Annotated in this window: 19 protein-coding genes and 3 tRNA genes; 9 read left to right on the top strand and 13 right to left on the bottom strand. The window is 73.0% G+C overall.

The annotated features are described in order from the left end of the window. Window positions 1-28: 28 nt before the first annotated feature. A complete protein-coding gene (locus tag C4U44_RS00335) occupies window positions 29-478 on the bottom strand; it encodes a nitroreductase family deazaflavin-dependent oxidoreductase (protein ID WP_103883513.1) in 450 nt (149 codons plus the stop codon). Window positions 479-609: 131 nt separating this feature from the next. Then, window positions 610-1506, bottom strand: a complete 897-nt coding sequence (locus C4U44_RS00330) for a class I SAM-dependent methyltransferase (RefSeq protein ID WP_103883512.1) — start codon at window positions 1504-1506, stop codon at window positions 610-612. Between the two features lie 112 nt (window positions 1507-1618). Here C4U44_RS00330 and C4U44_RS00325 point away from each other — a divergent pair, with 112 nt between their 5' ends. Both C4U44_RS00325 and C4U44_RS00320 read left to right on the top strand, forming a co-directional pair. Next, window positions 1619-2227, top strand: coding sequence for a TetR/AcrR family transcriptional regulator (locus tag C4U44_RS00325; RefSeq protein ID WP_103883511.1), 609 nt, complete (start codon window positions 1619-1621; stop codon window positions 2225-2227). A gap of 168 nt (window positions 2228-2395) precedes the next feature. Continuing rightward, complete coding sequence (locus C4U44_RS00320; protein WP_103883510.1) at window positions 2396-2635, top strand: hypothetical protein; 240 nt, start codon at window positions 2396-2398, stop codon at window positions 2633-2635. Between the two features lie 269 nt (window positions 2636-2904). On the opposite strand, the gene C4U44_RS00315 is transcribed toward C4U44_RS00320, so the two are convergent. From C4U44_RS00315 to C4U44_RS00305, 3 genes are all read right to left on the bottom strand, one after another. Continuing rightward, window positions 2905-2978, bottom strand: a tRNA-Ile gene (locus C4U44_RS00315). A 164-nt stretch (window positions 2979-3142) separates the two neighbouring features. Beyond that, window positions 3143-3215, bottom strand: a tRNA-Asn gene (locus tag C4U44_RS00310). Window positions 3216-3219: 4 nt separating this feature from the next. Further along, a tRNA-Asn gene (locus tag C4U44_RS00305) sits at window positions 3220-3292 on the bottom strand. A 180-nt stretch (window positions 3293-3472) separates the two neighbouring features. Between C4U44_RS00305 and C4U44_RS00300 the strand changes: the two genes are divergently transcribed. From C4U44_RS00300 to C4U44_RS00285, 4 genes are all read left to right on the top strand, one after another. Beyond that, window positions 3473-3769 carry a YtxH domain-containing protein gene (locus C4U44_RS00300; RefSeq protein WP_103883509.1) on the top strand — a complete coding sequence of 99 codons (297 nt, stop codon included), beginning with the start codon at window positions 3473-3475 and terminating at the stop codon, window positions 3767-3769. Between the two features lie 138 nt (window positions 3770-3907). Then, window positions 3908-5356, top strand: coding sequence for an FGGY family carbohydrate kinase (locus C4U44_RS00295; protein WP_103883508.1), 1449 nt, complete (start codon window positions 3908-3910; stop codon window positions 5354-5356). A 300-nt stretch (window positions 5357-5656) separates the two neighbouring features. Next, window positions 5657-7393 (top strand): ABC transporter ATP-binding protein, encoded by a 1737-nt coding sequence (locus tag C4U44_RS00290; protein WP_103883507.1) that lies wholly within the window; start codon window positions 5657-5659, stop codon window positions 7391-7393. Window positions 7394-7455: 62 nt separating this feature from the next. Next, complete coding sequence (locus tag C4U44_RS00285; RefSeq protein ID WP_103884122.1) at window positions 7456-9372, top strand: ABC transporter ATP-binding protein; 1917 nt, start codon at window positions 7456-7458, stop codon at window positions 9370-9372. Between the two features lie 70 nt (window positions 9373-9442). On the opposite strand, the gene C4U44_RS00280 is transcribed toward C4U44_RS00285, so the two are convergent. Both C4U44_RS00280 and dnaG read right to left on the bottom strand, forming a co-directional pair. Beyond that, complete coding sequence (locus C4U44_RS00280; protein WP_407642756.1) at window positions 9443-10486, bottom strand: RNA polymerase sigma factor; 1044 nt, start codon at window positions 10484-10486, stop codon at window positions 9443-9445. A 203-nt stretch (window positions 10487-10689) separates the two neighbouring features. Next, window positions 10690-12633 (bottom strand): DNA primase, encoded by a 1944-nt coding sequence (dnaG, locus tag C4U44_RS00275; RefSeq protein WP_103883505.1) that lies wholly within the window; start codon window positions 12631-12633, stop codon window positions 10690-10692. Window positions 12634-12862: 229 nt separating this feature from the next. On the opposite strand from dnaG, the gene C4U44_RS00270 reads away from it, so the two are divergent. Continuing rightward, complete coding sequence (locus C4U44_RS00270) at window positions 12863-14809, top strand: glycoside hydrolase family 9 protein (RefSeq protein ID WP_200823093.1); 1947 nt, start codon at window positions 12863-12865, stop codon at window positions 14807-14809. A 24-nt stretch (window positions 14810-14833) separates the two neighbouring features. Here the strand turns inward: C4U44_RS00270 and C4U44_RS00265 are convergent, their stop codons facing one another. From C4U44_RS00265 to C4U44_RS00255, 3 genes are all read right to left on the bottom strand, one after another. Next, entirely contained in the window at window positions 14834-15277 is a 444-nt protein-coding gene (locus C4U44_RS00265; RefSeq protein WP_103883504.1) for a GNAT family N-acetyltransferase, read from the bottom strand. Window positions 15278-15305: 28 nt separating this feature from the next. Beyond that, window positions 15306-16568, bottom strand: a complete 1263-nt coding sequence (locus tag C4U44_RS00260) for an NAD(P)/FAD-dependent oxidoreductase (RefSeq protein WP_103884120.1) — start codon at window positions 16566-16568, stop codon at window positions 15306-15308. Window positions 16569-16913: 345 nt separating this feature from the next. Continuing rightward, entirely contained in the window at window positions 16914-17651 is a 738-nt protein-coding gene (locus tag C4U44_RS00255; RefSeq protein WP_103883503.1) for an SDR family oxidoreductase, read from the bottom strand. 145 nt (window positions 17652-17796) lie between these two features. Between C4U44_RS00255 and C4U44_RS00250 the strand changes: the two genes are divergently transcribed. Next, window positions 17797-18369: a TetR/AcrR family transcriptional regulator gene (locus tag C4U44_RS00250; RefSeq protein WP_103883502.1), complete on the top strand. Its 573-nt coding sequence runs from the start codon at window positions 17797-17799 to the stop codon at window positions 18367-18369. Between the two features lie 174 nt (window positions 18370-18543). Here C4U44_RS00250 and C4U44_RS00245 read toward each other — a convergent pair whose 3' ends face one another. From C4U44_RS00245 to C4U44_RS00235, 3 genes are all read right to left on the bottom strand, one after another. Beyond that, window positions 18544-19800, bottom strand: a complete 1257-nt coding sequence (locus C4U44_RS00245; RefSeq protein WP_103883501.1) for a deoxyguanosinetriphosphate triphosphohydrolase — start codon at window positions 19798-19800, stop codon at window positions 18544-18546. Window positions 19801-19906: 106 nt separating this feature from the next. Continuing rightward, window positions 19907-20737: a sirohydrochlorin chelatase gene (locus C4U44_RS00240; RefSeq protein ID WP_103883500.1), complete on the bottom strand. Its 831-nt coding sequence runs from the start codon at window positions 20735-20737 to the stop codon at window positions 19907-19909. 111 nt (window positions 20738-20848) lie between these two features. After that, window positions 20849-21346 carry a winged helix-turn-helix transcriptional regulator gene (locus C4U44_RS00235; protein ID WP_103883499.1) on the bottom strand — a complete coding sequence of 166 codons (498 nt, stop codon included), beginning with the start codon at window positions 21344-21346 and terminating at the stop codon, window positions 20849-20851. Between the two features lie 133 nt (window positions 21347-21479). Here C4U44_RS00235 and C4U44_RS00230 point away from each other — a divergent pair, with 133 nt between their 5' ends. Then, window positions 21480-22931 (top strand): MFS transporter, encoded by a 1452-nt coding sequence (locus C4U44_RS00230; RefSeq protein WP_200823092.1) that lies wholly within the window; start codon window positions 21480-21482, stop codon window positions 22929-22931. Window positions 22932-22987: the final 56 nt, after the last annotated feature.

Below are 22987 nucleotides of genomic sequence, written 5' to 3'. Positions count from 1 at the left end.
AGTCGGTGCCCGCCTTTTCACCCTTTCATCATGCTTCGGTTCGGGTCGAGGCACGGAAGACGGAGCAGCGCGGCGCGGCGGCGGCGAAGCCCTCCGGGGTGCCGGACGCGACCAGGCCGTTGCGGAGGAACGCGCCGACGCCGCGGGGGTTCTGACCGGGGAACTCCCGCAGGATCGGCCCGCGTTGCGCTGCGGGCACCTCGACCAGGTCGACCTCCCGGCGACGGCGGCCGCGGGTGAGGACGCCGTGACCTGCCGCGCGGGCGTTCCTGACCCAGTCGGACCCGGGATAGGCCTGCACGAGGTAGTGCACGCCGTCGACGACCACCGGAGCCACCGGAGTGGTGCGGGGCAGGCCGGTGGTGCGGCCGGGCACGGTCAGCAGGTGCATGGGACCGACGGGGAGCCCGAGCCGGTTGAGGAGGATGACGACGCGGTTGCGTGCGCGCTGCCGAGCGGAGAGGGTGCGGCGGGACATGGCCTGCTCCAGACGTCGTGCCACCCGGCCCGGCCGGGAGCGGTGGAGGGGGTGCGCTGACGTTCACGGGCGGGGGTGCACGTGCAGGTACGGGTCACGCGGCGGGGGCGGGTCACGCAGCGCGGGCCGGGTCATGCGGCGGGCGCGGAGCGGACCGCGCCGACGGTCCACAGGGGCGCGCGCAGCGTCACCCGCCCGGAGTCCTCGAACTCGCCCAGGTTCTCCGCCACTTGCGTGCGGACCCGGTCGACGTCGTCACGTGGGGCGGCGCGCAGGTTGTAGTGCATCGGGCCCATGGCGAGGACGAACTCCGTTGCCTGCGCGGGGTCGTGGCCGAGCACCATGGGCACGGTGAGCGGCGTGGTGGAGATGCCGGCGAAGCCCGCCCGGCCGAGCAACCGCTCGATCAGCCGGGGGTCGGCGAGCGAGTCGGGGCCCGGCGCCTTCTCCCCCGCCGCGGCGTCCGCCGCGGTTTCCGTCCCGCCGTCCGTCGCCGGGGCGTGCCGCCGCATCAACTCCCAGAGCGGGGCCAGCGCGCGGACGAAGTCGTCCTCGGGCCCCAGGTTCCTCGGCGTCACGAACGCCAGCCGCCCGCCCGGGCTCAGGGCGCGGGCGATGTTGCCGAAGGCGGCGACGGGGTCCTCGAAGTACATGATCCCGCCACGGCTGATCGCGACGTCGAACCCGCCCGGCGCGAAGGGATGCACCTGCGCGTCGCCCTCCAGGTGCGTCACGTTGTCGACCCCCTGCTCCAGAGCCGCCATCCGCGCCCGCGCCACCATCGGCGCGGACAGGTCGATCCCGACCGCCTCGCCGTGGACGGCCCGGCGGGCTGCCAGCCGCGTGGTCCGGCCGGTGCCGCACCCGACGTCGAGCACCCAGTCGGCCCCGCCGATGGCGGCGGCCTCGAACAGGGGCGCGTTCATCGCCTCGTTCACCTCGTCGTACCGGGTGCGGTTGTCGGCCCAGTGGTGGCCTTCGTAGCCGTTCCACGCCTCGGCCTGGTGCGCGTTCGCAGCCTTCTGCATGACACCCCTCCCGCGGGCGCTCCGGCAGGCACGAGCGCGTGCCCCGCCCCGCACCCCGAACTAATTCTTACGTCGATGTCAAAGTTAACAGCGACGGGTAAAGTTGACAACCATGTCTGAGATCAAGCCGGCGTCGCCCCCGCGCCGCCGACGGCGCGCCGACGCCGAACGCAGCAGCGCCGCCATCCTGGACGCCGCGATCCGCCTCCTCGGCGAGCGCGCGGAGGCGAGCATGGACGACATCGCCGAGGCCGCCGGGGTGACCCGGCAGACCGTCTACGCGCACTACTCCTCCCGCGAGATCCTGCTCGGCGCCGTCCTCGAGCGCGCCACCGAGAGCGCGCTCACGGCCCTCGACGCCGCGGAACTCGACCGGGGCAGCGCCCCTGAGGCGCTCCTCCGCTTCCTGGACGCCAGTTGGCAGTCCTTCGAGCTCCTCTCCCTCCCCCTGGGCCGCCGGGACGCGGCCCCCTCGCCCGAGGAGGACGAGGCCCGGCACGCACCCGTCCTGGAACGCCTGCTCCGCCTCGTCCGCCGCGGGCAGGAGGCGGGCGACTTCGACGCCGACGCCTCCCCGACCTGGCTGCTCGCCGCCACCGTCGCTCTCGGCCACGCGGCCGCCGAACAGGTCGCCGCGGGCACGATGACACCCCCCGAGGCCCACGCCGCCCTCACCCGCGCCACCCTCCGCCTCTACGGCGCCGCGCCGCACAACCGCTGAGCCGGAGAGGGGGAGAGGGGGCGCGGAAGGTCGGGACGGCGGCCCCGTTGCCCCGGACGAGGCCCAGCCGCATCCGCGTTCGCGGCCACTGCGGGACCCCGGCGCAGGACGCCTTCGCCGTCAGAGCCGGGCTCCCTGTGGCCGCTGGCGGCCGGGCACCATTGGCGCATGGAAGAGGATCTCCCGACCGTGACGGTGCGCCTGTGGCGTGCGGACGCCGTCGTGTTGTTCGACTGGCTGACGAGCACGGACCTGGACTCTGTGCCGATCACCCACCCGGCCCAGAAACAGGCCCTGGCCGATCTGCTGTCGCGTCTGGAGTGGGCCGCCGACTCCGATGTGACCGGGTCGACCGCCGAGGAGATCGACGCGGCGCGGCAGGAAGTCGCCCGGGACATGGGCTGGTAGTCCTTCGCCTCGGGGCCGGGCGGGTGAAGACGGGGTGCCGGGGCGGCGTGGCGGACGGGGGTGGGGGGATCGGCGTGGGCGAGTGCGGGAACGCTTCCGCCGATCGGGGCGGGCGACGTATGCCACGGGGGCGCTCGGGACTCCGGGGAGGCCGCTGCGCGTCATGGGACCCCGATGGGCCCTCTCGCTGCGCCATGAGGACGACCTCTGCGGCGCGACGCGGCTGCCGCGCCGGGCGGGGGCCCCATACTCGCCCCTGGAAGGCACGGTGGGGCGGGTGGGACTCGAACCCACGACCGACGGATTATGAGTCCGCTGCTCTAACCGGCTGAGCTACCGCCCCGTACGGCGTGCCGTGCGCGCCGTCTGCCGCAGCATAGCCGCTCATACGATCTGTCGCCCTCGCGGGTGTACAGACGCATCGTCAGGTGGACGAGGCGACGTCGGAGCGGGGACACGGCGGGATCCGGGAGACGAAAAAGGACCCCGGAGGGCCCTGATCCTGCGCTCCCCCGACTGGACTCGAACCAGTAACCTGCCGGTTAACAGCCGGCTGCTCTGCCAATTGAGCTACAGGGGATCAGCTCCCCCGACTGGACTCGAACCAGTAACCTGCCGGTTAACAGCCGGCTGCTCTGCCAATTGAGCTACAGGGGATCGCTCCGCGTGCACCGAATGCACCTGCCGGGGTCCTCCCGAAAGGCGCGCACTCGGTGCGACACATACATTAGCGCAAGCAGGGGGGTGCTCCGCCAACCGCTTGCAGGGGGTTGCCCCTGGCGACACAGGGTAGGCGCGCAACTGTCCGGCAGAACCGGAGTAAGGAAGGGTGGAGCCATGCGCTACCGGCTGACGTTCATCACCGGGGCCCTGGTCGGCTTCGTACTCGGCGCCCGCGCCGGGCGGGAGCGGTACGAGCAGATCGCCGCCACCGCCAGGAAGGTCGCGCAGAACCCGGCGGTGCGGAACACCGCGGAATCCGCGGTGCAGCAGGGACGCAGCGCCGCGGGCAAGGCGAAGGACACCGTGACGTCCAAGGTCGGGGACAAGATGCCCGACGCGCTCGCCGGAAAGATGCGGTCCGGGCGCAACGGGAACACCCCCGACAGCGACTGGGGACCCTCGAACACCTGATCATCACGCTAGTCCCTCCCGTCCCGTACGCCTCTCGCGCCGCCCGCGCCTCCCCCTCCCCGCCGCACCTCCTCCGTAGGGGGTCGTGATCGCCGGGGTGGGGCGCACCGGGCCCGCCCGTACGGCATCATCGGCGGCATGGGGAAAGTCGCGGGCATAGACAGCTCGAGCACGGGCACCACGATCGTCGTGTGCGACACGGACACCGGAGCCGTGTTGCGGCAGGGCCATGCCCCGCACCCCTTGGAGGACGGGGACAAGCCCACCGAGGTCGACCCGGAGACGTGGCTGCTCTCGCTGGGCGAGGCCGCGACCGGCGGGGTGCTGGAGGGCGTGCAGGCGATCGGTATCGCGGGCCAGCAGCACGGCCTGCTGCCGCTGGACGCCGGCGGGGTGATGGTGCGCCCGCCGCTGCTGCGCGGCGACAAGCGCGCCCAGGTGCAGGCCGCGGAGCTGGTGGAGGAGCTGGGCGGCCCGGCGGGCTGGGCCGAGGCGGTCGGCGCGGTGCCGCAGGCGTCCCATCCGGTGGCGAAGCTGCGCTGGCTGGCCCAGCACGAGCCGGCCGCGGCCCAGCGCGTCGCCGAGGTGATGCTCCCGCACGACTGGCTGGTGTGGCAGCTGCTCGGCCGCCCCTCGCGGCGGACCACCGACCGCGGCGACGTGTCGGGCACCGGCTACTGGTCGGCGGCCACCGGCGAGTACCGCACCGACCTGGTGGAACGTGCTCTCGGTCACAGCGTGCGGCTTCCCGACGTGCTCGCCCCCGCCGAACCCGCCGGCCAGACGCCCGAGGGCCTGCTGATCTCGGCCGGCACCGGCGACACCATGGCCGCCGCGCTCGGTCTGGGCCTGGCACCGGGCGACGCGGTGGTCTCCCTGGGCGCGGCCGGCACCGTCTTCGCCGTGCACCACGAGGCCCTGAAGGACCCGACCGGCACCCTCACCTCGTACGCCGACGCGACCGGCCGGCACCTTCCGCTGCTCCAGGTCCGCAACGCCGTCCGCACCCTGCGCGGCGCGGCCGACCTGCTCGGCACCGACCTCGCGGGCCTGTCCGAGCTGGCGCTGCGCTCGACGCCGGGCGCGTACGGGCTGGTGCTGCTGCCCTACCTGGAGGGCGAGCGCACCCCCGACCTGCCGCACACCGCCGGCACCCTCAGCGGGCTCCGGCGCGACTCCATGAAGCCGGAACACCTGGCGCGGGCGGCGTTCGAGGGGATGCTGTGCGCGCTCTGCGACGCGCTGGAGGTGCTGCGGAACAAGGGCGTCGAGGTCCGCCGGGTGTTCCTGCTGGGTGCGGCCGCGGAGCTGCCCGCCGTCCAGCAGATCGCGCCGCCGCTGTTCGGCGCGCAGGTGGTGGTGCCGCAGGCCGGCGAGTACGCCGCGCTGGGCGCCGCCCGGCAGGCCGCGTGGTCGCTCGGCGCGGTGCTCGGGTCGCAGACCCAAGGGGAGCCGCCGCAATGGGCACTTGAGGGTGCCCGGCTCTTCGAACCCGGCGACGACGCGGCGGTGGGCACCGCGGTCCGCCAGCAGTACACGTCCGTACGCGAGCACACCCACCCGGGCGCCTTCGACCCGCTGCGGTAGTCCGGGCCCCGCGCCGCGGTCGTCCCGGCCGCACACGGAGTTCGTCCGGGCCTCGCGCACGCTTCGCCCGACGCGCTGCCGCCCGCCCGGGCGGCAGCCCCTCCGGTGAATTCCGCGCACCTGTGCACCACCCTTATTCCGGTGCGCCACCGGCATGCCGGAAGGTAGTGTGGCGCGCCGCGAAACGCTGCCGGCGTTCCCGGCTCAACCCCGCCGCACCGTCCCGGCGTCACTATGAGCAGACGTCCAAGCCACCCCCCTGCCGGCAGAGCCATCTCACCGAGGTCCGAGGTAACCAGTGTGCTGATCCGACTCCTTCGGTCCCACCTGGGACCGTACAAACGCCCCATCGCGTTGCTGGTGCTGCTCCAGCTGCTGTCGACGATAGGTGCGCTGTACCTGCCCACCCTCAACGCCGACATCATCGACAACGGCGTGGTCAAGGGCGACACCGGATACATCGTCGGGCTCGGCGGGGTCATGCTCGGCGTGACCGTCGTGCAGATGACGTGCGCGATCGGCGCCGTCTTCTACGGCGCGCGCACCGCGATGGCCGTCGGTCGCGACATCCGCCGGTCCGTCTTCACCCAGGTGCAGAGCTTCTCCGCCCGCGAGGTGGGCCACTTCGGGGCGCCCTCGCTGATCACCCGCACCACCAACGACGTCCAGCAGGTCCAGATGCTGGTGCTGATGAGCTTCACCCTGGTGGTGACCGCGCCCATCATGTGCGTCGGCGGCATCATCATGGCGCTCGGCCAGGACGTGCCGCTGTCGTCGCTGCTGCTCGTGGTGGTGCCGGTGCTCGGCGTCGCGGTCAGCCTGATCGTCCGCCGGATGCGCCCGCTGTTCCGCACCATGCAGAAGCGCGTCGACGTGGTCAACCGGGTGCTGCGCGAGCAGATCACCGGCATCCGCGTGATCCGCGCCTTCGTCAAGGACGACTACGAGCAGCGCCGCTTCGGCTCCGCCAACGACGAGCTGACCGCGGTGTCGCTGTCCACCGGCCGGCTGATGGCCCTGATGTTCCCGACCGTGATGGCGATCGTGAACGTCTCCAGCGTGGCGGTGCTGTGGTTCGGCGCGCACCGGATCGCCAGCGGCGGGATGCAGGTCGGCGCGCTGACCGCGTTCCTCAGCTACCTGATGCAGATCCTCATGTCGGTGATGATGGCCACCTTCATGTTCATGATGATCCCGCGCGCCGAGGTGTGCGCCGAGCGGATCGAGGAGGTGCTCGGCACCGACTCCAGTGTGGTGCCCCCGACCGCGCCGGTCACCGCCCTGCGCCGGCACGGCCACCTGGAGCTGCGCGGCGCCTCCTTCGCCTACCCGGGCGCCGAGGCGGCCGTGCTGCGCGGCGTCGACCTGGAGGCCCGGCCCGGCCAGACCACCGCGGTGATCGGCTCCACCGGCAGCGGCAAGTCCACCCTGCTCGGCCTGATCCCGCGGCTGTACGACCCGACCGCCGGCCGCGTGCTGGTCGACGGGGAGGACGTCTCCGAGGTCGATCCGGCCCTGCTCGCCGAGACCGTCGGCCTGGTGCCGCAGAAGCCGTACCTCTTCTCCGGCACCGTCGCGACGAACCTGCGCTACGGCCGACCGGACGCCACCGACGACGAGTTGTGGCACGCGCTGCGGGTCGCCCAGGCCGAGGACTTCGTCCGGAAGCTGGAGGGCGGCCTGGACGCGCCGATCGCCCAGGGCGGCGGCAACGTCTCCGGCGGCCAACGGCAGCGGCTGGCGATCGCCCGCTGCCTGGTGCGGCGCCCGGAGATCTACCTCTTCGACGACTCCTTCTCCGCGCTGGACTACGCCACCGACGCGGCGCTGCGCCGGGCGCTGGCCGCCGAGACCGCCGAGGCCACCGTGGTGATCGTCGCCCAGCGGGTGTCCACCATCCGCGACGCGGACCGCATCATCGTCCTCGACGAGGGCCGGGTGGTCGGCACCGGCACGCACAGCGAACTCATGCAGGACAACGAGACGTACCGGGAGATCGTGTTGTCGCAGCTCACCGAGCAGGAGGCGGCGGCATGAGCGGGGCCGGCGCGGGCGCGGACCCGCTGAAGAAGGCGGCGCCCCGGCGTGGACCCGCACCGATGCCCGGCCCCGGCCGCTTCATGGGCGGCGGGCCGATCGAGCGGTCCATGGACTTCAAGGGCTCACTGAAGCGGCTGATCGGGCTGATGCGCCCGGACCGGCTGTGGATGTACCTCGTGCTGACGCTCGGCACCGCGAGCGTCGCGCTGACCGTGACCGGCCCGCGCATCCTCGGCCACGCCACCGACCTGATCTTCGCCGGCGTGATCGGCAAGCAGGTGCACGGCGGGACCAAGCAGCAGGCGCTGGCGGAACTGCGCGCGCACGGCAACAGCAAGGTCGCCGACCTGCTGTCGGGGATCGACTTCACCCCCGGCCAGGGCATGGACTTCGACGCGATCAGGAACATCCTGCTGCTCGCGCTGTGCGTGTACCTGGGCGCGGCGGTGCTCAGCGTGCTGCAGATGCGCACCGCGACGAAGGTGATCAACCGCGCGGTGTACCGGCTGCGCAAGGACATAGAGGACAAGCTGTCCCGGCTGCCGCTGTCGTACTTCGACCAGCAGCCCCGCGGCGAGGTGCTCAGCCGCGCCACGAACGACATCGACAACATCGGCCAGACGATGCAGCAGACCATGGGCCAGCTGGTGAACTCGCTGCTGACCATCGTCGGCGTGCTGGCGATGATGTTCTGGATCTCCTGGCTGCTGGCGCTGGTCGCGCTCGTCACCGTGCCGGTGACGCTGCTGGTCGCCACCCGGGTCGGCAAGCGGGCGCAGCCGCAGTTCGTGCAGCAGTGGAAGACCACCGGCCAGCTGAACGCGCACATCGAGGAGATGTACACCGGGCACTCCCTGGTGAAGGTCTTCGGCCGGGCGAAGGAGTCCGAGGCGCTCTTCGAGGAGCAGAACGACGCGCTGTTCCGGTCCGGTTTCCGGGCGCAGTTCATCTCCGGCATGATCCAGCCGCTGATGATGTTCATCGGCAACCTCAACTACGTGCTGGTGGCCGTGATCGGCGGGCTGCGGGTCGCGTCGGGCTCGCTGTCCATCGGCGACGTGCAGGCGTTCATCCAGTACTCGCGGCAGTTCAGCCAGCCGCTCACGCAGGTCGCCAGCATGTCGAACCTGATCCAGTCCGGGGTGGCCTCGGCCGAGCGGGTCTTCGAACTCCTCGACGCCGACGAGCAGTCCGGCGAGCCGCAGGCGCCGGCCCGCCCGCTGGAGCTGCGCGGCCGGGTCTCGCTGGAGAACGTCGGCTTCCGCTACCTGCCGGACCAGCCCCTGATCGACGGCCTGTCACTGAAGGTGGAGCCCGGGCACACCGTCGCGATCGTCGGGCCGACCGGCGCGGGCAAGACCACGCTGGTGAACCTGCTGATGCGGTTCTACGAGGTCTCCGCCGGCCGGATCACGCTGGACGGCACGGACATCGCCGCGATGTCCCGGCAGGAGCTGCGCGCCGCGATCGGCATGGTGCTCCAGGACACCTGGCTGTTCGGCGGGACCATCGCGGAGAACATCGGATACGGGCACGAGGGCGCCGGCCGCGAGCAGATCGAGGCGGCGGCCAGGGCCGCACACGCCGACCGCTTCATCCGCACCCTGCCCGACGGCTACGACACGGTCATCGACGACGAGGGCACCGGGGTCAGCGCCGGCGAGAAGCAACTCATCACCATCGCCCGGGCGTTCCTGTCCGACCCGGTGATCCTCGTCCTCGACGAGGCGACCAGTTCCGTCGACACCCGCACCGAGGTCCTCATCCAGCGCGCGATGGCCAAGCTGAGCCACGGCCGGACCAGCTTCGTCATCGCGCACCGGCTGTCCACGATCCGCGACGCCGACGTCATCCTCGTGATGGAGTCCGGGTCGATCGTCGAACAGGGCACCCACGACGAGCTGCTGGCCGCCGACGGCGCCTACGCCCGGCTGTACTCCGCGCAGTTCGCCCAGGCCGTGGCCGAGGTCGACTGACCGCGCGGCCGTTCCCCGCCGGTCACACACCCGGCGGGGAACGGCCGGAATGCGGCGGGTGAGCGCCGGATCAGTCGAGGTAGCCGCGGAGTTGCTCGGCGTAGGTGTGGTCGCGCAGCTTGCCGAGGGTCTTGGACTCGATCTGGCGGATGCGCTCGCGGGTGACCCCGAAGATGCTGCCGATCTCCTCCAGGGTGCGGGGGCGGCCGTCGGTGAGGCCGTAGCGGAGCTGGACCACCTTGCGTTCGCGCTCGCCGAGGGTGGACAGCACCGCTTCGAGGTGCTCGCGCAGCAGGAGGAAGGCGGCGGACTCCACCGGGGAGGTCGCGTCGCTGTCCTCGATGAGGTCGCCGAAGGAGACCTCCCCGGAGGAGTCCGCCTCGCCGACCGGCGCGTGCAGGGACACCGGCTCCTGGGCGAGCCGCAGCACCTCGCCGATCCGCTCCTGCGGGAGGTCCAGCTGGGCGGCGACCTGGCCCATGGTCGGCTCGCAGCCGTGCTCCTGGAGCAGGCTGCGCTGCACCCGCACCACGCGGTTGATCAGCTCGACGACGTGCACCGGCACCCGGATCGTCCGGGCCTGGTCGGCCAGCGCGCGCGACATCGCCTGGCGGATCCACCAGGTCGCGTAGGTGGAGAACTTGTAGCCGCGGGCGTAGTCGAACTTCTCCACCGCGCGGATCAGGCCGAGGTTGCCCTCCTGGACCAGGTCGAGCATGGTCAGGCCGCGACCGATGTAACGTTTCGCCACCGAGACCACCAGCCGCAGGTTCGCCTCGATCAGCCGGCGTTTGGCCATCCGGCCGAGGACCACCAGCCGGTCCAGGTCGACCGCGAGCTGCGAGTCCAGATCGGGGAAGGCGGCCAGCCGCTCCTCCGCGAACAGGCCCGCCTCGACCCGCCGCGCCAGCTCGACCTCGTCCTGCGCGGTGAGCAGCGGGATACGGCCGATCTCCCGCAGGTACTGGCGGAAGAGGTCGGCGGACGGGCCCGCGGAGGCGTCCGCGCGGTACGGGCGCGGCTCGTCCGCCGGGGGCTCCAGCGCGACCACCTCGGCCACGGCAGGGGGTATCGGCACATCGGGCGTGATCGGGATCTGAGCGTGTGTCCGCACGGAAGCGACCTCCGCGGTGAGCGCGTCGTCGGGCTCAAAAGAGGGCTCGGCACCGGCACCCAGTGTGACCTACGGCACGCCCCCGCCACGAGGGTCGTGCGGACCCTTTTTCACGCCACGTCACCGCGCGTGCTTCACCCGTGACGGGGCGGGGCGATGCCTGCCGGGTCGGGGCCGGGGACCCGGAAGCCCGGGCCGCGCCCTCAGAGCGCCGCCGCCCCCTGGACGCGGAGACGCTGGGCGTACTGCTGGAGGGCCCACAGCTCGTTCGCCGCGGCCGCCGCCTCCGGAGAGTCCGAGGGGACGCCCTGGGCGGCCAGACGCGCGCTCGTGGCGTGCACCTGGGTGACCCTGCGGTCGACCGCCAGCAGCCGCACCCGCACCAGCACCTCGCTCGCATAGATCTCGGGCACCTTGTGCATGACCGGTTCGACGGCGAGTTCGGTGACCATGCCGCGCACGGTGTCGTCGGGCGCGGCGTCCCGCACCCGCAGCAGGTAGTCCCCGTCGGCGTACTCCGCGCCACCCGCATCCGTGATGGCGCGGCGCACCGCGGCGTACGGCGGCCCGGTGAACTCGTCCTCGCCGTAGGCGTCGAAGGCCGGCGAGACCAGGGCGGGGAACTGCAGGGCGAGCTTGAGGAGTTCGCGCTCCACCCGGTGGGCGGGGCTGCGCAGGTCCAGACGCGGGCCGCGCGGCCCGGCCGGCGCGGCACTGTCCGCCCCGCGCTCCTGACGGCCCGCCGACCCGCCGGCGAACGCCCCGCGCGGCCCACCGCGCCCCTGCTCGGGACCGCCACCGCCCGCGGCGCGGGCCCGGGCCATCGCCCGCACCCGGCGGATCATGCTCTGCTCCTCCGCCTGCGTGGAGATTCCCGCCATCCCCACCAGCCGGATCGCGTAACGGTCGCGCAGCGCCTGGTTCTTGATCGCGGCGACCACCGGCACGGCGGCGTCGACGGCGGCGACCCGGCCCTCGTCGGTGTCGAGGTTGTAGCGGGCCACGATCGAGCGCAGCGCGAACGCGAACAGCGGGGTACGGCCGTCGATCAGCCGCTGCACGGCGGGATCGCCCTCGGCGAGCCGGAGTTCGCACGGGTCCATGCCGCCCGGCGTGATCGCGATCGAGGTCTCGGCGGCGAACTTCTGGTCGTCCTCGAACGCGCGCAGCGCCGCCTTCTGCCCGGCCTCGTCGCCGTCGAAGGTGAAGACCACCTCGGCCGTGGAGTTGTCCATCAGCAGCCGGCGCAGGATCTTGATGTGCTCCCCCGCGAAGGCGGTGCCGCAGGTGGCGATCGCGGTGGTCACCCCGGCGAGGTGACAGGCCATCACGTCGGTGTAGCCCTCGACCACCACCGCGCGGCCGGTCCTGGCGATCTCCTTCTTGGCGAGGTCGATCCCGTACAGCACCTGGGACTTGCGGTAGAGCGGCGTCTCGGGCGTGTTGAGGTACTTCGGGCCCTGGTCGTCGTCGCGCAGCTTCCGGGCGCCGAAGCCGATCACCTCGCCGGTGATGTCCCGGATCGGCCAGATCAGCCGGCCCCGGAAGCGGTCGATCGCACCGCCCCGGCGGCTCTCGGAGGCCAGCCCCGAGGTGATCAACTCGCGGTCGGTGAAGCCCTTCCCGCGCAGGTACCGCACCAGGTGGTCCCAGCCGGCCGGCGCGTACCCCACCCCGAAGTGCTCGGCCGCGCTCTGGTCGAAGCCGCGCCCGGCGAGGAACTTCCGCCCGATCTCGGCCTCGGCGGACCCGAGTTGCTCGACGTAGAACGCCGCGGCCGCACGGTGGGCCTCCACCAGCCGGATGCGCTCGCCCTGCTGCCGCCCGGGGACGGCACTGCCCTCCTCGTACCGCAGCGTGATCCCGGCGCGCGCGGCCAGCCGCTCCACGGCCTCGGTGAACGTGAGGTGGTCGACCTTCATCACGAAGCCGAGGGTGTCTCCGCCCTCCCCGCAACCGAAGCAGTGGTAGAGACCTTTGGACGGGCTGACCTGGAAGGAGGGGGACTTCTCGTCGTGGAAGGGGCAGAGGCCCTTGAGGTTGCCACCGCCCGCGTTCTTGAGCTGGAGGTAGTCGGAGACGACGGCGTCGATCGGAACGGCGTCGCGCACCGCCCGCACGTCGTCGTCCCTGATCCGGCCTGCCACGCACGCAGTCTACGGCTCGGCGGGGACAGGTCCGCCGGTGCGGGGTGGGCGGGCCGGGCCGAAGGGGAAAGAGCAGGGGTCGGGGGACGCCGGGAGAAGGGGCCCGTTCGGTGCATTGACCTCGGGGCGGGGCGGGACTAGCTTCCTCCATGGTCGTTAGGAACCTTTCCTATTGCGATGGCCCGGACCCGTCCGCGCGCACGCACGCGCAGCGAGGAGACGCCGCCGTATGCCCTCCGTCAGAGTGGGGACCGCCCGACACGCGATGTGGAGCCGCGCCGCGCTCGCCGCGGCGAGCGGGCTGACCGCGGCGGGAGTGCTCGCCGCGCTGTCGCTGACCGGGGGCACCGCGCAGGCCGCGGCGGCCACCCGCGGGCTGGTCCGGGTGAACCAGGTCGGGTACGCGGCGGGCGGTACCCAGGAGGCGTTCCTGCTCGCCGAGGCCCCGGTGAAGAGCGCGACCTGGCGGCTGGTCGGCGCGGGCGGGCGGACCGTCGCGTCGGGCCGGGCCGGCGCGGACCTGGGCCGGTGGAACGCCGCCTACCCCGCGGTGTACCCGATCGACTTCGGCGCGTTCCGCACGCCCGGCCGCTACCACCTGGTGGTCGGCGGCGGCGCCACCGCCACGTCCCCCGACTTCACCCTCGGCACCCCGAAGGCGGTCTTCGGCAAGCCCGCCGCCGACACCACCGCGTTCTTCCGGGCGCAGCGCGACGGAGCCGGCACCGTCCCCGGGCAGCTCGGCCGCGCGCCCGCCCACCTCAACGACGCGCACGCCTCCGTCTACGCCTGGCCCACCTTCACCGACCCCGACGAGAGCGACGCGATCGAGGCCGCCCCGAAGCGGATCGGCGGGCCGGTGGACGTCTCCGGCGGCTGGTTCGACGCCGGCGACTACCTGAAGTTCACCGAGACCACCTCCTACGCGGTGGCCGCGATGGAGATCGCCGCCCGGGACGGCGGCGGCGGGGCCGCCTCCTCGCCGGCCGCCGAGGCCCGGTACGGCCTGGACTGGCTGGACAAGATGTGGGACGGCCGCACCAGGACCCTCTACATCCAGGTCGGCCTGGGCTCGGGGACCGCCGACGGCAGCGTGGTCGGCGACCACGACGTGTGGCGGCTGCCGCAGCTGGACGACAGCGACAACGCGCACCCGTTCCTGAAGAACCGCCCGGTCTTCGAGGCCGCGCCGCCCGGGTCGCGGATCAGCCCCAACCAGGCCGGCCGGCTCGCCGCGGACTTCGCGCTCGCCGCACAGAGCTGCGCGCGCACCGACCCGGCCAGGGCCCGCGGCTACCTGGCGACGGCGGCGCAGATCTACGGCCTGGCCGACACCCACCCCGGCGCCCTCGTCACCACGGTGCCCTCCGGCTACTACCCCGAGACCAGCTGGCAGGACGACCTCGCCTTCGGTGGCGCGGAACTCGCCCTCGCCGCCCAGCAATTGCACGATCCGCGGGCCGGCGCCTGGCTGGCGCAGGGCACGAAGTGGGCCAAGGGGCACCAGAGCGAGGCCGGCGGCGACACGCTCAACATGTACGACACCAGCGCGCTCGCCGACCTCGACCTCGCCCGGGCGATCAGGGCGGCCGGGCCCACCGGTGGCCTCGCCGCGACCGCGCGGCAGCTCACCGGCTACGTCCGGGGCCAGCTCGCCACCGGCCGGGCCCGCGCGCAGGCCGACCCCTTCCACGCCGGCGCCGTCTACGACGACTTCGACGCCGACTCGCACACCCTGGGCCTGGCCGCCACCGCGCGGCTGTACGCCGCGGCGACCGGCGACCACTCCTTCGACCGGTTCGCGGTCCGGCAACTCGACTGGGTGCTGGGCGCGAACCCCTGGGGGTCGTCGTTCGTCGTCGGCGAGGGCACGACCTTCCCGCAGTGCACGGCCGGTGAGCTCGGCAACCTCGCCGGCAGCCTGGACGGCAAACGGCCGCTGGAGGTCGGCGCGATCGTCAACGGGCCCAACGGGTCGGGCCAGTTCGAGGGTGGTCTGGGCGACTACCTGGACGGGATGCGGGCCTGCCCGCCCAGCGGCGAGCCCTTCGCGGCGTTCACCGGGCACGGCAGCACCTACGCGGACGACGTCCGCTCCTGGCAGAGCAGCGAGCCCGCGCTCGACATGGACGCGTCCGGCCTGCTCGCGTTCACGCTGTCCGCCGGGCGCGCGTAGCCCGCGCGGGTACGGCCGCCCCGGCTACCGGTCGAGGTCCTTCGTCACGAAGACGTAGTGCGGGCCGCTCGGTTCGAGGACGAACTCGGAGCCGGTGGCGGTGAAACCGAAGTGCTCGTAGAAGCCGCGCGCGGAGGTGCGGCCGTTGCACCAGACGATCTGGGCGCCGCGGGAGGCGGCTTCGCGCAGGCCGGCGCGGAGGGCGGCCGCGCCGTACCCGGTGCCGCGCACGTGGGACGCGCTGCCCATGCCGCGGAAGCGGTACGCGGGGGCGGCCTCGCCCGGCAGCCGGTCGGGGAAGAAGGTGACGCAGCCCTGGACGGTGCCCGCGTCGTCGTACGCGGCTATGTGGAAGACGTCGCCGCGCGAGTCCTCCGGATAGACGGCGGCCTCGCGCGGCATGCCGGTCCGCAGCACCTCCCACCGCAGTGCGAAGATCTCCTCGACGGGTACGACGGCGGTGCGCATTCCGTACTTCCTCCGCTTTCGCTCCTGGTCAGTCCAGGAACGAGGCTAGCGGCACCGTGGGGTCGGACAGTGCCTCGGGGTCGACCGGGCGGCCGTCGCGGATGAGGTTCTGGATGGGTTCGGTGACATCCCACACGTTCACGTTCATCCCCGCGAGCACCCGGCCCTCGCTCAGCCAGAACGCGATGAACTGCCGCTTGCCGACGTCGCCGCGGCACACCACCTGGTCGTACGACCCGGGTACGGCGTTCCCGGAGAACTCCATGCCGAGGTCGTACTGGTCGGAGAAGAAGTACGGCACCCGGTCGTAGCTGACGTCCTGGCCGAGCATGGCGCGCGCGGCGGCGGGGCCGCCGTTCAGCGCGTTCGCCCAGTGCTCGACCCGCAGCCGGCCCCCGATCAGCGGGTGCACCGCGTTGGCGACGTCACCGGCCGCGTAGATGTCCGGGTCGGAGGTGCGCAGCGAGGCGTCGACGGCGATGCCGCCGCCCTCGGCGCGGGAGGCCAGCGCCAGCCCCGCGGTCTCGGCGAGCGCGGTGCGGGGCGCGGCGCCGATCGCGGCGAGCACGTCGTGCGCCGGGTGCTCGGTGCCGTCGTCGGTGACGGCGGCCAGCACCATGCCGTCCTGGCCGGTGATCTCGGTGAGGCGGCTGCCGAAGTGGAAGCGCACCCCGTGCTCGATGTGCATGTCGGTGAAGACCGAGCCGATCTCGGGGCCGAGCACCCGGTGCAGCGCGGTCGGCTCGGATTCCACGACGGTGACCTCGGCGCCGTACCCGCGTGCCGCGGCGGCCACTTCCAGGCCGATCCAGCCGGCGCCGGCGATCACCAGGTGGCCGTTCTCCCGGCCCAGGCTGGTCAGCACGTGCTTCAGCCGCTCGGAGTGCGCGAGGCGGCGCAGGTGGTGGACGCCGACCAGGTCGGTGCCCGGAATGTCCAGGCGGCGCGGCTCCGCGCCCGTCGCCAGCAGGAGTTTGTCGTACTGGAGCACGGTGCCGTCGCCCAGGGTGACGGTGTGCGCGGCACGGTCGAGGTTCACCACCGGCTGGCCGAGGTGGAGTTCGACGTCGTGCTCGGCGTACCAGGCGGCCGGCTCCACGAAGACGGAGTCCCGCTCCTCGGTGCCGTTGAGGAAGCCCTTGGACAGCGCCGGACGTTCGTACGGGTGCTCGCGCTCGTCGCCGATCAGTATCACCCGGCCGGTGAAACCCTCGGCGCGCAGCGTCTCCGCGGCCTTCGCCCCGGCCAGGCCGGCTCCGACGATCACGAAGGTCTGGTGCGCGTCGACCACAGTGTGCCTCCCCAGCGGGTTGTCCAGTGCCCTGCTGAGCGTCCCGCACGGCGGCCCGGACGGGAAGAGTGCCGCGCCGGTCCGTCCCACCATGATCCTTGCACGGGTGGGGGCGGGACCCTCCCGGGTGCCCCCGTATCGAACCGTGGTCGGCGCCGAGATCGATCATGGTCCGGCGGTAGCGGTCCGAAGGGCGTTGACGCGGTTCTCGTGCTCACGACGTGGAGTTCGCCGGCGGCGAGGGTCTGCACCACGAACGTCACCGTGGACGGCAGTTCGCCGGTGAGCGGTTCGCGGAACTTCGGCGATCGTTTGCCGACTGGGGACGGTTTCGGCTCGCCGCTGTCAGGCTTGCACGGTAGGGCGGACGACGATCTCGCTGACGTCGACGCCGCCGGGTTGTTCGATGGCGTAGCCGATGGCGGAGGCGATCGCCGAGGGCGGCATGGCGATCTCGTCCCGCTGCTGGGTCATCGCGGCCGCGGCTTCAGGGCTGGCTCCCTTGCCGACGCCTTCGGTATGGGTGAAGCCGGGGGAGACGAGCGTGACGCGCAGGTCGGGTCCCGACTCCTGGCGCAGGCCCTCGGTAAGCACCTTCACCGCCGTTTTGGTGGCCGCGTAGACCGCCTGCGGGGTTTTGACGACGTAGGCCGCAGTGGAGCCGACGTTGACGAAGTGGCCGAAGCACTGCCGGCGGAAGACGGGAAGAGCCGCCCCGATGCCGTTGAGCAGGCCGGTGATGTGGGTGGCGACCATGGCGTCCCAGTCGTCCTGGCGCAGGTCGTCGAACGGCGAGACGGCCATCGTGCCTGCGTTGGAGACGAGGACGTCGAGTCGGCCGTACTGGTTGAGGGCCGTGTCCGTCAGGCGCTGGAGGTCCGCGCGGCGCGTGACGTCGACGTTGACGCCGGTGGCGGTGCCGCCCTTCGCCGTGATGCCGTCCACGACGGCGTTCAGTCGGTCCTCGCGCCGGGCTCCGAGCACGAGCCGGGCGCCCTTTTCGGCGAGGTAGGCCGCGGTCGCCTCTCCGATGCCGCTGCTGGCACCTGTGATCGCGATGACTTTGCCCTGGATGCCCGGCATGATCGGCTTCCTTTCGTGTGGTGCGCGCAGGTCAGCACGCTGACCTACAGTGAAACCGGAGGCTTCCCCAGTTAGCCCCAGCGTAAGTGGGGGCGCATCCGGTTATCAAGTTCGGAGGGCTTCGAAGAGGGGATGGCGAGCACTGATGACCGACGGAACGCTTCGGCCGCTGCGGGCTGACGCACGGCGGAACAGGGAGAAGATCCTTACGGCCGCTGTACGCATCTTCACGACGGAGGGGCTGGATGCCCACCTGGAACACATCGCCAAGGAGGCAGGCGTGGGGAGTGCGACCCTGTACCGCAACTTCCCCACCCGGGAGTCCCTGATCGAGGCGGTCTACCGCAACGAGGTGGCCCACCTGTGCGATGCCGCTCCCGCTCTGCTCACGCAGAAGCCGCCGGCCGAGGCCCTGCGCGCGTGGACGCGCCTCTTCCTGGACTACGTCACCGCCAAGTACGGCATGATCGACGCCCTGCGCGCCATCGCCGCGACGGGGAGCAATCCTTATGGTCACAGCCGGGAGATGATCCAGGCCGCCATCACCTCACTCATGGACGCTTGTACGGCCGCGGGGGCGATCCGCACTGATATCCAGCCCACCGACATCGGCGCTGCCCTGGAAGGCATCGCCCTCACCTCGGCGGGTGCTGAACACCGACAGCAAGCGGAGCGCCTGCTCGACCTCACCCTGGACGGCCTCACGGTCCGCCCGTGACGACTCGTGCGAGGGTCCGCTCCACCACCGCAGGGCCTCGGGCGGTCCTTCCTCGCTGCCGTCGTTCTCGTCCGGCTCGGGCCCGTCGGGGTCGCGCAGCGGGCGCAGGGTGCCGGCGGCCCGGACGCCGGCAGTGGAGCCGTAGCGGCCGAGCAGGTTGGGCACCCTGGAGGGTCAGGGCAACGTGCGCGCACGGCGCGTGGCCGCCTCGTCCGTGAGGGACGCGATCTGGTCGATGACGGCGCGCCGTCGCCCCGCGTCGTCGGACGCGCCCTCGAACATCGCGCGGAACATCGGGTCCAGCCCGTGCGGAGCACTCCCGAGCAACGCCTCGGCCAGCTCGCTGATGACGACCCGCTGCTCGGCGCGCCGCCGCGCCTGGGCAGCGCGCTGCATGACGTACCGGTCCGCCACCGCCTTGAGCACCGCGCACTCCATCCGCTGCGCGCGCGGGACGACCAGCTCGGCGCCGTAACGGGTGAGGCGCGCCGCGCCGTACCGCTCCCTCGTCGCGGATTCCGCGGCAAGGCAGAAGCGCCCGATCAGCTGGGACGCCGCGTCCTTGAGCCGGGCCTGGCCGAGCGCGGAGTCGTCGTGGCGGTGCGGCCACCAGGGCTGCGCGAGGAGGCGGTCGAGGGCCTCGGCGAGTTCCTCGGACGGGGTGTCCGGCGGGACGTAGCGGCCCTGCGCGCAGGCGAAGACCTCGTCGCGGTCGGGCCCGGCCCGCAGCGCGCGGGGGTCGATGTGCCCGGCCTGCAGGCCGTCCTCGACGTCGTGCACGGAGTACGCCACGTCGTCGGCCCAGTCCATGACCTGCGCCTCGAAGCAGGTACGGCCCTGCGGCGCGCCCTCGCGCAGCCAGCGGAAGACGGGCAGGTCGTCCGCGTAGACGCCGAACTTGCGGGACCCGGGGTCGGTGGGGTGGGCGCCGCGCGGCCAGGGGTACTTGGTCGCGGCGTCGAGGGCGGCGCGGGTGAGGTTGAGGCCGACGCTGACCAGCGCGGTCTCCCCGGTGGCGGGCTCGGTGACGCGGGTGAACCGCTTCGGCTCGATCCGGGTCAGCAGCCGCAGGCTCTGCGCGTTGCCCTCGAAGCCGCCGCAATCCGTGGCGAACTCGTCGAGCACCATCTCGCCGTTGTGCCCGAAGGGCGGGTGGCCGAGATCGTGCGCCAGGCAGGCGGTCTCCACCAGGTCCGGGTCGCAGCCGAGCGCCGCGCCCAGCTCCCGGCCGACCTGCGCGCACTCCAGGGAGTGGGTGAGCCGGGTGCGCGGGCTGGTGTCGGTCCCGGCGGCGCCGCCCGTCCCCGGGTCGACGACCTGCGTCTTCCCGGCCAGCCGGCGCAGCGCGGCCGAGTGCAGCACCCGCGCCCGGTCCCGCTGGAAGGCGGTGCGCCCGGGCCGCTTGTCCGGCTCGGGTACGTAACGCGCCATGTCGGCCCCGGTGTACGTGCCTGGCTGGTTTCCGTCCACAGCCCCGACGGTAACCGGCCGAGGTGACAAGCGGCCCCTCCCGCGTCTCCGCCAGGGGTACGCGGGGTCACGCGGGTGCGCCGACGGCCGCGCCCGCCCGTAAGGTCGCGCGCGCCTCGTCGTAGCGGCACAGCACCAGTTCGGCCATCGCCTCGTGGGCGCCGAGCGGCGCGGACACGATCCAGGGCGCCGCGTCCGCGCACTGCGCGGCGAACCGGCCCGGCGCGGTGAAGCACGACGCGACCGCGATCCGGCGCAGGCCGCGCCCGGCCAGCGCGGCCACCGCCCGCGGCACGGTGGGGTCCGCGGCGGAGGCGTACGCGGGCAGCACCGGCACGCCGCCGAGCCGGGCGGAGAGCAGGGCCGCCGTCCGCTCGGTGTCGCGGGCCGACTCCGGGTCGCGCGAGCCCGCGGCGGCCAGCACCACCGCCTGCCCGGCGGACGTCCATCCCGCGGCGAGCAGGCGTTCGTGCAGGGCGCGGGCGAGCAGCGGATGCGGGCCGAGTGCGCCGGCGACCACCCCGCGCAGGTGCGCGGCGCCGACGAGGGCCTGCGGCAGATCGTGCTTGACGTGGTGGCCGCGGCCGAGCAGCAGCGGCACGACGACGACCTCGCCGGTCAGCTCCGCCAGCACCTCGCCCACCAGCGGGCGGTTCAACTCGACGTAGCCGACCCGGACGTCCGTGCCCGGGCGCAACGCCCTCACCCCGGCTGCGAGTTCGGACAGCACCCGGGCGGCGCGCGGGTCACGGCTGCCGTGGCCGACGGCGACCAGCGCGGGAGGGCGGCGGGCCACCGCTGTGCCGCCGCGGCGGGTACGGTCCCGTTCGCCGCGGGGGTCGTACGGGCTCGTCGCGTCGCCCACGTCCGTCACGTCCGTCCGGTCGCCGCTCGTCATACCCGCGATCCTGCGCACCGGCCGTGTCCCCGCGGTTGCGGCGGCATGCCGGCGGGTGACGGTCCGCTCACCGGGCCGCGGCGCGTCGTGTGAGGGGCCGGCCGCCATGGGTCAGGGGCGGGCGCCGGGGCCGGCGGGGGCGGCTTCGTCGAAGCTGCGCCGGGCCTCTTCGACCCGGCCGAGGTTGTCCACCGACCAGTCGGCGAGCGCGGCGAAGAGCGGGGCGAGGCTGCGGCCGAGGTCGGTGATCTCGTACTCGACGCGGGGCGGGACCTCGGGGTGGTAGGTGCGCACCACCAGGCCGTCCCGCTCCATCTGCCGCAGCCGCTGGGTGAGCACCTTGGGGGTGATGGTGCCGATCAGGCGCTGGAGTTCGACGAAGCGCTGCCGCCCGTACTCGTTGAGCGACCACAGGATCGGCGTGGTCCAGCGGCTGAAGACGATGTCGACCACCGGGCCGATCGGGCACGCCTCCTCCGGGGTGAGCCGCCGCCCCGGGGCGCGCCGCGGGTGGGCGAGAGGCCGCTCCGCGGGCGGCTGCGGGTCGAGCGGCGCCACCGCGTCGCCGGTTCGCGTCGCCCGCGCCGCGGTGTCCGGTACCGCCGTCATCGGCCCTCCCAGGGAAGTCACTTTCTTCTAGGTACCTACTTTACTTCGGATGCTAGCTTCCCGAAAGAGGGCGCCGCCGAGGGTGCGGCCCCCTCCACTCCCGCTGCCTTTCTCCCAGCTCAGGAGACCTGTCATGCCGCAACGCCCCCGTCTGATCCTGGCGTTCCTCAGCATCGCCGCGTTCATGACCTTCCTCGACGTGTCGATCGTCAACGTGGCCCTGCCCACCATCGAGGCGAAGCTCGCCATCCCCACCACCCAACTCCCCTACGTCGTCACGACCTACGGCATGCTGCTCGGCGGTTTCGTGCTGCTGTGCGGCCGGCTCGCCGACACCTACGGCCGGCGCCGTACCCTCCGGATCGGCCTGACCCTCTTCGCCCTCGCGTCCCTCGTCGCGGGGCTGGCGCAGAACGCGGTCATGCTCATCACCGCGCGCGGCGCGCAGGGCCTGGGCGCCGCGCTCATCGCCACCTCGGCGCTGAGCCTGCTCACCAGCAACTTCGCCGAGGGGCCGGCCCGTACCAAGGCGCTCGGGGTGTGGGGCGCGCTCAGCGGTCTCGCGTCCGTCGCCGGTGTCACCCTCGGCGGGGTGCTCACCGACGGGCCCGGGTGGCGGTGGATCTTCTTCATCAACGTGCCCATCGGGCTGGCCGGTGCGCTCGTCGCGCCGCTCGTGGTGGACGAGAGCCGGGGGGCCGGGCGGGGCGCCTCGTTCGACGTGCCCGGCGCCCTGCTGCTCACCTCCGGGCTGGTCGTCCTCATCTTCACCCTCGGCCGGACCGTCGACGATTCCGGCGTGCCGGCCGCGCTGGTCACCGGCGGCTTCGTGCTGGCCGCGCTGCTGCTGGCGGGGTTCCTGCTCGTCGAGCGGCGGGCGGCGGCGCCGCTGATCCCGCTGGGCGTCTTCCGCCGCCCGTCACTGCGGGCCGCGAACATCACCGCGGTGCTGCTGCTCGGCAACGTGGTGACGCTCTTCTTCTTCGCCAGCCTCTTCATGCAACAGGCCCTGGGGTACTCCCCGATGCGGACCGGCCTGGCGTACGTGCCGCTCGCGGTCGTGGTGGCCGTGGGCGCGGGCACCGCCTCGCAACTCGTCACCCGCTTCGCGGCGAGGCCGGTCCTGCTGGCCGGGCTCGCGCTGGTCCTCGGCGGCATGCTGCTGCTGTGGCGGGCGCCCGCGGACTCCTCGTACCCGACGGACATCCTTCCCGCCTTCCTGATCGCCGGGTTGGGGCTCGGCACGGCTTTCGTGCCGCTCCAGGTAGTGGCGTTCGCGGGGGTCGAGGAGGGTGAGGCGGGGCTGGCCGCGGGGCTGATCAACACCAGCCAGGAAGTGGGGGGCGCGCTCGGGCTGGCCGTCGCGGCGACGTTCGCGTTCCGCGATCTGGATCGGCTGACGCGGCACGCGCACGGGGTGCCCTCGTTGGTCCGTGAGGCCCGGGTGCAGGTCTTCCACGATGCGTTTCTGGTGGGAGCGGGGTTGGTTGCCGCCGGGCTCGCGGTGGCCCTCGCGTTCCTGCCCCGGCGGCCTCCCGTTCTCCCGGTCGCGGGGGAGGCGCGGGCGACGGCGGAGGTGGGCTAGGCGCTGCGTGCGGCTCCACCCGGGGCGCCCGGGGCCCACCACGACGCACCGCAAGG

The organism is Actinacidiphila yanglinensis (genome assembly GCF_900107965.1).
GTDB classification, from domain to species: domain Bacteria; phylum Actinomycetota; class Actinomycetes; order Streptomycetales; family Streptomycetaceae; genus Actinacidiphila; species Actinacidiphila yanglinensis.
The sequence above is the reverse complement of the archived record's forward strand: the minus strand, read 5'-3'. Positions and strand labels throughout refer to the sequence as shown.

Excerpts from the sequence above, each read along its gene's own strand:
- C4U44_RS00320 (WP_103883510.1), top strand. The coding sequence starts at position 2,396 with ATGGAAGAGGATCTCCCGACCGTGACGGTGCGCCTGTGGCGTGCGGAC.
- C4U44_RS00250 (WP_103883502.1), top strand. The coding sequence starts at position 17,797 with ATGACCGACGGAACGCTTCGGCCGCTGCGGGCTGACGCACGGCGGAAC.
- C4U44_RS00335 (WP_103883513.1), bottom strand. The coding sequence starts at position 478 with ATGTCCCGCCGCACCCTCTCCGCTCGGCAGCGCGCACGCAACCGCGTC.
- C4U44_RS00245 (WP_103883501.1), bottom strand. The coding sequence starts at position 19,800 with ATGGCGCGTTACGTACCCGAGCCGGACAAGCGGCCCGGGCGCACCGCC.
- C4U44_RS00300 (WP_103883509.1), top strand. The coding sequence starts at position 3,473 with ATGCGCTACCGGCTGACGTTCATCACCGGGGCCCTGGTCGGCTTCGTA.
- C4U44_RS00330 (WP_103883512.1), bottom strand. The coding sequence starts at position 1,506 with ATGCAGAAGGCTGCGAACGCGCACCAGGCCGAGGCGTGGAACGGCTAC.
- C4U44_RS00285 (WP_103884122.1), top strand. The coding sequence starts at position 7,456 with ATGCCCGGCCCCGGCCGCTTCATGGGCGGCGGGCCGATCGAGCGGTCC.
- C4U44_RS00325 (WP_103883511.1), top strand. The coding sequence starts at position 1,619 with ATGTCTGAGATCAAGCCGGCGTCGCCCCCGCGCCGCCGACGGCGCGCC.
- C4U44_RS00235 (WP_103883499.1), bottom strand. The coding sequence starts at position 21,346 with ATGACGGCGGTACCGGACACCGCGGCGCGGGCGACGCGAACCGGCGAC.
- C4U44_RS00265 (WP_103883504.1), bottom strand. The coding sequence starts at position 15,277 with ATGCGCACCGCCGTCGTACCCGTCGAGGAGATCTTCGCACTGCGGTGG.
- C4U44_RS00255 (WP_103883503.1), bottom strand. The coding sequence starts at position 17,651 with ATGCCGGGCATCCAGGGCAAAGTCATCGCGATCACAGGTGCCAGCAGC.
- C4U44_RS00270 (WP_200823093.1), top strand. The coding sequence starts at position 12,863 with ATGCCCTCCGTCAGAGTGGGGACCGCCCGACACGCGATGTGGAGCCGC.
- C4U44_RS00295 (WP_103883508.1), top strand. The coding sequence starts at position 3,908 with ATGGGGAAAGTCGCGGGCATAGACAGCTCGAGCACGGGCACCACGATC.
- C4U44_RS00230 (WP_200823092.1), top strand. The coding sequence starts at position 21,480 with ATGCCGCAACGCCCCCGTCTGATCCTGGCGTTCCTCAGCATCGCCGCG.
- C4U44_RS00240 (WP_103883500.1), bottom strand. The coding sequence starts at position 20,737 with ATGACGAGCGGCGACCGGACGGACGTGACGGACGTGGGCGACGCGACG.